Annotated in this window: 12 protein-coding genes; 11 read left to right on the top strand and 1 reads right to left on the bottom strand. The window is 65.3% G+C overall.

From position 1 onward, the window contains the following. Positions 1-106: 106 nt before the first annotated feature. The gene (locus HY29_RS18625; protein WP_051601560.1) at positions 107-943 is read right to left on the bottom strand and encodes a DNA -binding domain-containing protein; all 837 of its coding nucleotides are present in this window, start codon (positions 941-943) and stop codon (positions 107-109) included. Between the two features lie 278 nt (positions 944-1,221). On the opposite strand from HY29_RS18625, the gene trbB reads away from it, so the two are divergent. The 11 genes from trbB to HY29_RS14325 form a co-directional block, all read left to right on the top strand. Continuing rightward, positions 1,222-2,217: a P-type conjugative transfer ATPase TrbB gene (gene trbB, locus HY29_RS14280; RefSeq protein WP_051601561.1), complete on the top strand. Its 996-nt coding sequence runs from the start codon at positions 1,222-1,224 to the stop codon at positions 2,215-2,217. Continuing rightward, complete coding sequence (locus tag HY29_RS14285; RefSeq protein WP_051601562.1) at positions 2,214-2,549, top strand: TrbC/VirB2 family type IV secretion system protein; 336 nt, start codon at positions 2,214-2,216, stop codon at positions 2,547-2,549. The genes trbB and HY29_RS14285 overlap by 4 nt, the downstream gene beginning before the upstream one ends. Continuing rightward, the gene (locus HY29_RS14290; protein ID WP_034798133.1) at positions 2,549-2,803 is read left to right on the top strand and encodes a VirB3 family type IV secretion system protein; all 255 of its coding nucleotides are present in this window, start codon (positions 2,549-2,551) and stop codon (positions 2,801-2,803) included. Before HY29_RS14285 ends, HY29_RS14290 begins: the two co-directional genes overlap by 1 nt. Beyond that, positions 2,797-5,277, top strand: a complete 2,481-nt coding sequence (trbE, locus tag HY29_RS14295) for a conjugal transfer protein TrbE (RefSeq protein WP_051601563.1) — start codon at positions 2,797-2,799, stop codon at positions 5,275-5,277. Before HY29_RS14290 ends, trbE begins: the two co-directional genes overlap by 7 nt. Then, complete coding sequence (gene trbJ / locus HY29_RS14300) at positions 5,274-5,978, top strand: P-type conjugative transfer protein TrbJ (protein ID WP_051601564.1); 705 nt, start codon at positions 5,274-5,276, stop codon at positions 5,976-5,978. Before trbE ends, trbJ begins: the two co-directional genes overlap by 4 nt. Positions 5,979-5,984: 6 nt before the next feature. Further along, positions 5,985-7,295, top strand: coding sequence for a P-type conjugative transfer protein TrbL (trbL, locus tag HY29_RS14305; protein ID WP_034798135.1), 1,311 nt, complete (start codon positions 5,985-5,987; stop codon positions 7,293-7,295). Between the two features lie 3 nt (positions 7,296-7,298). Further along, positions 7,299-7,991, top strand: coding sequence for a conjugal transfer protein TrbF (trbF, locus tag HY29_RS14310; protein WP_034798137.1), 693 nt, complete (start codon positions 7,299-7,301; stop codon positions 7,989-7,991). A 3-nt stretch (positions 7,992-7,994) separates the two neighbouring features. Continuing rightward, positions 7,995-8,984, top strand: a complete 990-nt coding sequence (trbG, locus tag HY29_RS14315) for a P-type conjugative transfer protein TrbG (RefSeq protein ID WP_034798139.1) — start codon at positions 7,995-7,997, stop codon at positions 8,982-8,984. A 5-nt stretch (positions 8,985-8,989) separates the two neighbouring features. Continuing rightward, positions 8,990-9,664, top strand: coding sequence for a hypothetical protein (locus HY29_RS19750; protein ID WP_241765221.1), 675 nt, complete (start codon positions 8,990-8,992; stop codon positions 9,662-9,664). Between the two features lie 25 nt (positions 9,665-9,689). Beyond that, positions 9,690-10,226 (top strand): TraB/TrbI/VirB10 family type IV secretion system protein, encoded by a 537-nt coding sequence (locus tag HY29_RS19755; RefSeq protein ID WP_241765222.1) that lies wholly within the window; start codon positions 9,690-9,692, stop codon positions 10,224-10,226. Between the two features lie 10 nt (positions 10,227-10,236). Further along, positions 10,237-10,447 (top strand): DUF2274 domain-containing protein (locus HY29_RS14325; protein ID WP_034798141.1); only part of this gene is annotated, 211 nt, incomplete at its 3' end.

A 10,447-nucleotide genomic window follows, 5' to 3' on the forward strand; every position in this document is an offset into this window, starting at 1 on the left:
ATAACCTTGAGTTATCGATATTTCTTGCCCGCAATTTCGCTCAAACCACCCGTTGGATTAGATGCGATTGCCTGTCAAAACGCGCCGAGAGCATTCCGACCGACCGTCAGACGCCCGCCACGGTCGGCTCCGCGCCGAGGAGCTCTTTCTGGTACCCGCCGTCGCGCAGCGCTTCCGCCTTCCTGACGAGGTAACGGATGGCGTGCTTGAGGGATGGCCCATCCCAGTCCTGCTCGACGCGCGCGCGCCCGTGCAGCACGCAGGCTATTTCCCGGCGGCTCATGCCATGCTCAATACAATCGAGCGCGATCAGACCGTCGCGCAATACCTGCGTTGTCTTCGTCCAGTCCGGCCATTCGCGGCGCGTATGATCGCCGTAGATTTCGAACGCTGCCTTCTGCAGTTTGACCTGGCGTTCGTAATCGCCGACGCCGGAGATGGCGAGCGTCATGCGGACGGGTTCCAGTCCGAGCAGGGATAATCCGGTGCAGCAGAGCTGGACGACAAAGTCGTTCCGCCGGACGAGGAGATACTCGCGGCCAACCTGGTCTGTGATGTGGGTGATGTTACAGATCGGAATAGAGCGGTCCCAGAGTTCACAGCTCTCATCGAGCGCGCGCGGCGTACAATGCACTTCGACCTGATCGGGAAAGGCGCTCCGGTTCCAGACGACATCTGCGTCGAAGCCGTTGCGATCCGGATTTGGCATGAAGACGAGGCCCCAGCGCTCGGCGAGCGTCTGCGGCGCCCGCGAGCGCAACAGGCGGATCGGCACGCAAGGCGCCATCCTTTCGGAAAGATCATCATCGGTGCGGGCGGCGGCGTCGCTGCGGAAGGCCGGATTTCGCCGCAGGAATTCCCACGCCGAGCGGTCCGGCGACAGATGCTGGAGGTAATCATAGGCGCTGAGATCGGCTTCGGAATTCGGGACTGGATAGGACATGGCCCGCCTCCCTTCGCCTCGTATCATGGCAAGAAAGGCGCCAAACAGAAACCCAATAATGCGCCGGTCTCCGGCCTGTGATCTGCCCGGAATTATCTGCCTCTTGAGGGTGAATTCCGGAACTGTACTTCACCTGCACTGATCCGTTTACCACGACCCGAAATCCCCCGCGTGCGGCGAAGTGCGGGCCGTTGCCGACATTGGCCCGCGCTCCAACTCCCTGATCGGCGTTCAATCCCCGACACTCCTTCCTGAGACGATTGAAAGGGAGCGGCCCCATGCCGGCGAAGGCGCAGAAACAGGAAACGGACGAACGCCACATCACAATGTTGCGTACAGCGTTCTCGTCCGTCATCCGCGATGCGCTTTCAGAGCCCGACACGATCGAGATCATGGCCAATCCCGACGGATCGGTCTGGATCGAAAAGGCCGGGCGTGGCGTCGTCGCATCCGATCATCGTCTCGAGCCCTCCGACCGGGAGCGTGTTATCCGCCTTGTCGCCTCCGGGGCGGGAGAGGCCCTCAACCGCAAATCCCCGATCGTCTCCGCAGAACTCCCCGGCGGCGGCGAGCGGTTCGAAGGGCTTCTCCCGCCCATTTCTTCGGCGCCGTGCTTTTCTATCCGGAAGCCCGCGACGATGCTGTTTACTCTCGACGATTACGTGGGGCAGGGCGCCCTGACGCCCGCCCTCGCCGTTTCGCTGCGCGCGGCGCTGCAGGCGCGGCGCAACATCCTGATCGCCGGCGGCACGTCGTCGGGCAAGACCACTTTCACGAACGCGCTGCTCGCAGAGCCGGCTTTCGCAAACGACCGCATCGTGATCCTCGAAGACACGCGCGAACTGACTTGCGCCGCGCGCAATGTCGTTCAGTTGCGCACGCACAGGGAGCACGTCTTGCTGCAGCAGCTTGTGCGCTCGACCTTGAGATTGCGTCCCGATCGGATCGTCGTCGGCGAGGTGCGCGGCCCCGAGGCGCTCGACCTCCTGAAGGCGTGGAACACCGGCCATCCGGGCGGCGTCACGACCTTGCACGCGAACTCGGCGCGCGGCGCGCTCGCCCGCCTTGAGCAACTGACCCTCGAAGCCGCACGCCAGGCGCCGGTCGCGCTGATCGCGGACGCCATCGACGTCGTCGTCTTCATGAACCGGTCCGGCGGCAAGCGCCGCATCGAGGAAGCGCTGCGCGTCACCGGTTACAGCGCGGAGGGCTACCTGACCGAACCGCTGTTTTCTCCCGCCCTTTCTGTCGTCAGCCAAGGAGATGCGTCATGACGCTCTATTCGCAATTGAAGGCCGTGAACCGGACCGTTCAGGCCGCCGCCCTGATCGGCATCGTCGCGGCGATCGCCGGTCCCGCGCACGCCGCCGGCACCGGCATGCCCTGGGAAGGCCCGCTCGATCAGATCCTTCAGTCGATCGAAGGCCCGGTCGCGCGGATCGTTGCGGTGATCATCATCACCCTCACCGGCCTGACGCTCGCTTTCGGCGAAACCTCCGGCGGCTTCCGCAAGCTCATCCAGATCGTGTTCGGTCTCTCCATCGCTTTTGCGGCGACGAGCTTCTTCCTCACCTTCTTCTCCTTCGGCGGCGGCGCGCTCGTCTGATGACCGAGGGTTACGAAATCCCTCTGCATCGCTCGCTCGCCGAGCCGATCCTGATGGCGGGCGCGCCAAGGGGCGCCGCCATCGCTATCGGGACGCTCGCCGCGGCGCTGGCGCTGGGCCTGCGGCTCTGGATCCCGGGCCTTGCACTTTGGGCGCTCGGCCATTCGGCGGCGGTCTTCGTTGCGAAGAGTGACCCTGACTTCATGGCGGTGGCGGTGCGCTCGACCCGGCACCGGGAGCATCTCACATGCTGAACCTCAAAGAATATTCCGAGACCCCGCGTCTCCTCGCCGACTATCTGCCCTGGGCGTGCCTCCCAGCGCCGGGCGTCGTCCTTAACAAAGACGGTTCGTTCCAGACGACCTTCCGCTATCGCGGGCCCGATCTTGAAAGCTCGACCGAAGCCGAACTTGTCGCCGTCATGGCGCGCGTCAACAATGTGCTGCGCCGCTTCGGCTCCGGCTGGGCGCTGTTCTTCGAAGCGCAGCGCGAGGAAGCAGGCGACTATCCGCATGGCGCGTTCCCGGACGCGGCGTCCTGGCTCGTCGACATGGAGCGCGCATTGCAGGCCGATGAGGCCGGCGCGCGGTTCGAAAGCCGGTATTACCTGACGCTGCTCTGGCTGCCGCCGGCGGATGCGGCTGGCAATGCGGAGCGCGCGCTGATCCAGCGCCCGCAGGCAAAGAGTTCGGCGAGCTGGCACGAAAGGCTGGAGACGTTCCAGCAGCAGGCTGCGCGGGTTTTCGATCTTCTCTCGACCGCCTTCGCCGAAATTGAGCAGCTCAATGACGGCGCGACGCTGACCTATCTGCATTCGACGATTTCGACGAAACGCCATCCCGTGACGGCGCCGGACCTGCCGGTCTTTCTCGACGCGATCCTCGCCGACGAGCCGTTTTCAGGCGGACTCGAACCGATGATCGGCGAGGCGCATCTGCGCACGCTGACCATCCTCGGCTTCCCGGAGTCGACCCTGCCGGGCATCCTCGACGAGTTGAACCGTCAGGGCTTTTCCTATCGCTGGGCGACGCGGTTCATCGCCATGGACAAGGCCGAGGCCGAGAAAGTCCTCGGGCGCAAACGCCGGCACTGGTTCGCCAAGCGCAAATCCATCGGCGCGGTGCTGCGCGAGACGCTGTTCAACGAACAGGCTGCGCTGCTCGACAGCGACGCTGACAACAAGGCGGCCGATGCGGACGCCGCGCTGCAGGAACTCGGCAGCGACCTTGTTTCCTATGGCTATGTCACCACCACGATCACCATCGCCGATGAAGACGCCAAGGCGGTTGAAGAGCACATCCGCATCGCCGAACGCATCGTCAACGGCCGCGGCTTTACCGCGATCCGGGAAACCTTGAATGCCGTCGAAGCCTGGCTTGGGTCCTTGCCGGGGCATGTTTACGCCAATGTGCGCCAGCCGATCCTGCACACGCTGAACCTTGCGCATATGGCGCCGGTATCGGCGGTCTGGGCCGGCGAAACAATGAACCGCCATCTTGGCGGGCCGGCGCTGATCGAGGCGCAGACCGACGGAACGACGCCGTTCCGGCTTAATCTCCATGTCGGCGATGTCGGTCACACGCTTGTGGTCGGCCCGACGGGCGCCGGCAAATCGGTGCTGCTCTCCATGCTGGCGCTGCAATGGCGCCGCTACCGGCAGGCGCAGATCTTCATCTTCGACAAAGGCCGCTCGGCGCGGGCGGCGACGCTCGCCATGGGCGGCGCGCATGTCGACCTTGGCGGCGCCGACCGGCCGCGGCTCCAGCCGCTGAAAGACATAGACACGGAGACTGGCGCGCGCTTTGCGGCGGACTGGCTTGGCGGCCTCTGCACTGAAGAAGGCGTCGTCATGACGCCGGACCTCAAGGGCCGCCTCTGGGAAGCGATCACTGCGCTTGCGAGCGCGCCGGCAGGGGAGCGCACGTTGACCGGGCTTTCGCTCATGCTGCAGGAGGAGACGCTCAAGGCGACGCTTCGGCCTTATAAGCTCGAAGGCCCGCATGGCGGCCTGATCGATGCGGACACGGACAGTCTCCTCCTCGCCGACACGGTCTGCTTCGAGATGGAAGAGCTGATGCATGCGGGCGGTGCGGCGCTTGCGGTGCTGACCTATCTCTTCCACCGGCTCGAAGCGCGTTTTGACGGACGGCCGACGCTGCTCGTCCTCGATGAAGCCTGGCTCTTTCTCGACAATCCGGCCTTCGCCGCGCGCATCCGCGAATGGCTGAAGACGCTGCGCAAAAGACAAGTCGCCGTCGTGTTCGCCACGCAATCCCTGGCGGACATTTCGAATTCGTCGATCGCCCCGGCGCTGATCGAATCCTGTCCGACGCGGATATTCCTGCCGAATGAACGCGCGGCCGAACCGCAATCGCGGGAAGCCTATCGGCGCTTCGGTCTCAATGACCGCCAGATCGAGCTGATCGCCCGGGCGACGCCGAAGCGGGATTATTACTACCAGTCGCCGCTTGGCGCGCGCGTGTTCGATCTGGGGCTCGGCCCCATCGCGCGCGCCATTTGCGGCGCGGCCGATCCGGTGAACCAGAAGCGCATCGACAAGGCCTTCGCCGAAGCGGGACCGCAAGGTTTCGCCGTCGCCTTCCTGCGCGCCAGGGGCCTCGACTGGGCGGCGGACCTGCTCGGCCGCTGGCCCGGCGCCAACAGCAACGACGCCCAGCCTGTTTCCCCCGTCCGCTCCTACCTCGCCGAACCGGAGATGATGACATGAGCAAGCGCAATCTCATGAGAGGCGCGCTCTGCGCGGCCGCCCTCTCCTTCTTCATGACCCCGGCGGCCCGGGCGCAATGGACGGTCTATGACCCGGCAAATCACATCCAGAACATCCTGCAGGCCGTGCGCACGCTCGAAGAGGTCGAGAACCAGATCCAGCAGCTCGCTCATGAAATCGAGATGCTGGAGAACATGGCGCGCAATCTCGAAACGCTGCCCGTTAATGTCGCCGAGGCGATCATCCTCGACCGCATCAACAGCATCGCCGAACTGATGCGCGAGGCGGAGGGCATCGGCTACAACGTCGAAACCGTCGAGCACGATTACGACGTTGCCTATCCCGAAACCTATGGCGCGACGCCGCCGTCCGATGCGGCGCTGGTGGAGGACGCACGGCAGCGCTGGCGGCAATCGCGGCGCGCCTATCGCGACACGCTCGTCACGATCTCTGCCGCGCTTGCGGACAATGAAACCGACGCCGGCGCCATCGCAGGGCTCGTCGAGCGCAGTCAGGACGCAGCGGGCGCGCTGCAGGCGGCCCAGGCGGGCAATCAGATCGAAGCCATGCAGACCGAACAGCTCATGCAGATGGAGGCGATGATGGCGGCGCAGTACCGCGCCGACGCCCTCGATCATGCGCGCGAGCTTGCGGAAGAAGAACGCGCCCGCGCCCGCTTCCAGCGGTTCATGGAGGACTGAGCGGCGATGGACGTGATCGACACCTTTCTCGCGACCTTCATCGCTTACATCGACTCGGGCTTCGGGCTCCTCGCGGACGATGTCGCTTACCTGTCGACGACGCTGATCGTGATTGATGTGACGCTTGCCGGTCTCTTCTGGGCGCTGTCGCAGAACGCCGACGTCATCGCGGGCCTCCTGAAGAAGATTCTCTATGTCGGCTTTTTCGCCTTCGTCATCGGCAATTTCTCGCTGCTCGCCGGCGTGATTTTCGACAGCTTCGCAAGGCTCGGGCTCACCGCGACGGGCGGCGCCATGACGGCGGAAGATTTGCTGCGTCCGGGATTCATTGCCGGCGTCGGTCTCGATGCGGCGAAACCGCTGCTCGAAAAGATCGCGGGCATGTCGGGGCCGGTCGCCTTCTTCAACAATTTCGTCATGATCGCGGTGATGTTCATCGCCTGGGCGGTGATCATCATCGCCTTCTTCGTGCTGGCGGTGCAGCTCTTCATCACCATTCTCGAATTCAAGCTGACGACGCTGGCGGGGTTCGTGCTCGTGCCCTTCGCGCTGTGGAACAAGACCTCGTTCCTGGCCGAACGCGTGCTCGGCAATGTCATCACCTCGGGCGTCAAGCTGATGGTGATCGCCATCGTCATCGGCATCGGCTCGACGCTGTTCGCCGCCGTGACGGAGGCTTTCCATACGGGCGACGACCTGACGCTCGCCGACGTGATGGGCAGCGTCCTCGCCGCGCTTGTCTTCTTCTGGATGGGGATCTTCGCGCCGGGCATCGCCTCGGGCCTCATCACCGGCGCGCCGCAGCTCGGCGCCGGTTCGGCCGCGGGTGCAACAGCCGGCGTGCTTGCCGGCGCCTACGCCGCCGGTCTTGGCGGCAAGGCGCTGATCGGCGCGGGCGCGAAGGGCGTCTCCGGCACGGTCAAGGCGGGCGCTTCCATGGCCGGCGGCGCGCGGACCTCCTATGCGATGGGCTCGGTCGCTTCCGGCGCATCCGGCGCGGGCGCGGTTGCTGCGGGTCTTGCGGGCGTCGCCCGCGCCGGCGGCGACGTAGTCCGCCGCAGCCTGTCGCGTCCCGGCGACGGCATTCGCGAAGCCTACCAGAGTGGCGCGTGCGGCGCATGGGCAGCGACGGGCGGATCACCGGTCGGTGGACCGCCGCCTTCGCCGCCTGCATCGACCGCAAGCCCTGCCTGGGCGCGGCGCATGCAGACGCAACAGCACATGACGCATGCGAGTCAGGCGGCCGCCCACACATTGCGCGATGGCGATCAGGGATCTTCCGGCGCTGCGCCAAGCCTCACAGACAAGGACGACTGACCCATGCTCTTCAAACGCTCATCGACCAGCTACGGCCAGAGCCCTTATCCGGAAACGCCCTATCAGAAGGCGGGGCAGGTCTGGGACGAGCGAATCGGCTCGGCGCGCGTGCAGGCGAAGAACTGGCGTCTGATGGCGCTCGGTTGCCTCGCGCTCGCCTTCGCAACGTCCGGCGCGCTTTTCTGGCGCAGTCTGCAATCGACGGTCACGCCCTATGTGGTGGAGATCGACGAGACCGGCGCAGCGCGCGCCGTTGCGCCGGCGACGGAGCGTTACAATCCGAGCGATGCGCAGATCGCGCATCACCTCGCGAATTTCATCAGCCATGTGCGCGGGCTGTCCGTCGATCCGGTCGTGGTGCGCGAGAACTGGCTCTCGGCCTACGATTTCGTGACGGATCGGGGAGCGATCGCGCTCAACGAATACGCGCAAGCGAACGACCCTTTTGCCGAAATCGGCCGCAAATCGCGGACCGTCGAGATCGTGAGCGTGGTCCGCGTCTCCGATGACAGCTTCCAGGCGCGCTGGATCGAGAAGAGTTTCGAGAATGGCGCGCTGATGAGATTGGAACGCTTCACCGGGCTCTTCACCGTCGTCACGCAGCCGCCGCGCGATGCGGCGACGCTGCGCGCCAATCCACTCGGTTTGTATGTCCACGAGCTCCATTGGGGCCAGGACCTTGTCACAGGAGACTGACCCATGCGCTTGTTTCTGACCTCATCCATGCTCGCCCTGACGGCGGCCTGCGCGTCGGCGCCCGCCGATGACGGGTTCGACCGTGTCGGCTTTGTCGGCGCCGTTCCGTTCGAGGAGACGGAAGACCACCCGGTAGAAATCGTCGAGACCGCCGTGCCGCTTCCTCTGCCGGGCCAATTGAAGAAAATCGAGACGGCGCCGGCGAAGCCGCCGGTTCCGCCGGAACAGGCGATCGAGGAAGGCCGCGAGCATGCGCTGATCGAGCCGACGCCGGACGGCTATGTAAATGCGATCCAGGTGTATCCTTATGCAGAGGGCGCGCTCTACCGGCTTTATTCGAGCCCCGGACAGGTCAGCGACATCGCCTTGCAGCCGGGCGAGGACCTCGTGTCCGTTTCAGCGGGCGACACGGTGCGCTGGGTGGTGGGCGACACGGTCTCCGGCTCGGGCGGTGAAGCGCGCGCGCATGTGCTCGTAAAGCCGATCAATGCCGGTATCCGCACCAATCTGATGATCGCGACGGATCGCCGGACCTATCATCTGGAGCTCGAAAGCGTCGAGACCGGTTACATGGCCGCCCTCTCCTGGCGCTATCCCGCCGATGAGCTGACGCGGCTCGCCGCGCGCAATCGCGATGCCTTTGCCCGCGAAGAGGGATCGGTCGAGCGCGGCGTCGCCATTGAAGGGCTCAATTTCGATTACCGGCTCACCGGCGACGATCCGGACTGGAAGCCGGTGCGGGTGTTCGATGACGGGCGGCAGCTCTTCATCCAGATGCCGGTGTCCATCGCGACCACGGACATGCCGCCGCTATTCGTGCTGAACGACGAGAACGATGCGGAACTCGTGAACTACCGCGTGCGCGGCAACTATTATGTCGTCGACCGGCTGTTCCGCGCGGCGGAGCTGCGTCTCGGCGAGAAGCGCCAGACGGTCGTGCGCATCGTCCGCGTCGAACGCGCCGCGTCGCTCGGCGCCGGATCGAAGGGCTGAGCGCGATGGCCGATCCGGTTCCCTTTGACGAACATGCCGAGCGTCTTAAAATACGGTCCTCGCCCCGGCCGGTCGCGAAGATCAATCGCAAAGCGCTGATGGCGGGCGCAGCGGCCGGCGCGCTGCTGCTGTTCGCCGCCGCCAGCATCGCGCTCAAACCGCCGCGGGCGGCCGATCCCGCCGATCGCCAGGAACTTTACAATACCGCGAACACGCGCAAGCCTGAAGGGCTCTCCTCGCTGCCGGCAAGCTATAGCGATGTGAAGCGCGACGTTCCACGTCTCGGACCGCCGCTTGCAGGCGATCTCGGCGCAACCGTCCTGCAGGCCGAGCGCGATCTTGGCGTCGAGCCGGAATATGCTGAACGTTTCGACGACGACTTTCGTCCCAATCCGGAAGACGAGGCCGAGCGCGCCCGGCGCATGCGGCTTGCCGCGCTTGAAGACGAAGCGGCGCGGGCTCCGGCTGGAATCGGAAACCGGAGACCTGCCAAGCGGCGGGCGCTCTGCCGAACGCGATGCCCTCGACGGGATCGGCGCGGAGTTGATGGCGCTTGCGGGCCTGCAACAGCGCTCGATGAGCGGCGGCAGTGCGTCGGACGATCCGAACTTGCAGGGTCGCAAGGAGGCTTTCGCTGGCGAGCGCGCCGATGCGGCGATCTACAATCCGCACAGCGTTGAAGATCCTGTGTCACCCTTTCAGGTGATGGCGGGCACGCTCATTCCGGCGTCTCTCATCACAGGCATCAACAGCGACCTGCCGGGGACGATCATCGCCCAGGTGTCGCAGCCCGTCTACGACACGGTCACGGGCGGCTATCTCCTGATCCCGCAAGGCACGCGGCTCATCGGGCGCTATCAGTCGGAAGTCTCGTTCGGCCAGGATCGCGCGCTCATCGTCTGGGAGCGGATGATATTCCCGGACGGAACGTCCGTGGTGATTTCGGAGCCTGGCGCGGACGCGAGAGGCTATGCCGGCGTCACCGACCGCACCGATCATCATTGGGGAAGGGTCTTCGCCGCGGCGGGGCTCGCCACCATTCTCGGGATCGCCGCGGAACTCGGCTCCGGAGACGACAGCGACATCGAACGCGCGATCCGACGCGGCATGAGCGACACGGTGAACCAGGCCGGTCAGCGCGTCGTCGAACGCAATCTTGGCGTTCAGCCGACAATCCGCGTACGGCCCGGCTGGCCGGTGCGCGTCATCGTCACGCGCGATCTCGTGCTTCGGCCGCAATGAGGAGGCGCCCATGAGTTTGCGCATCGACAAACTGCCTGATCGGACGCCGGTCAAACTGACCATCAGCGTCGATCCCGATCTCGCCGCGGCGCTTGCCGACTATGCGGCGATCTACCGGCAGACCTATGGCGAGGAGGAAAAGCCCGAAACGCTGATCCCCGCCATGCTCGAAAACTTCCTCGGCGCCGACGCCGGGTTCAAGCGGGCCCGCAAGGCCCTTC

The organism is Hyphomonas beringensis (assembly GCF_000682755.1).
Taxonomy (GTDB): domain Bacteria; phylum Pseudomonadota; class Alphaproteobacteria; order Caulobacterales; family Hyphomonadaceae; genus Hyphomonas; species Hyphomonas beringensis.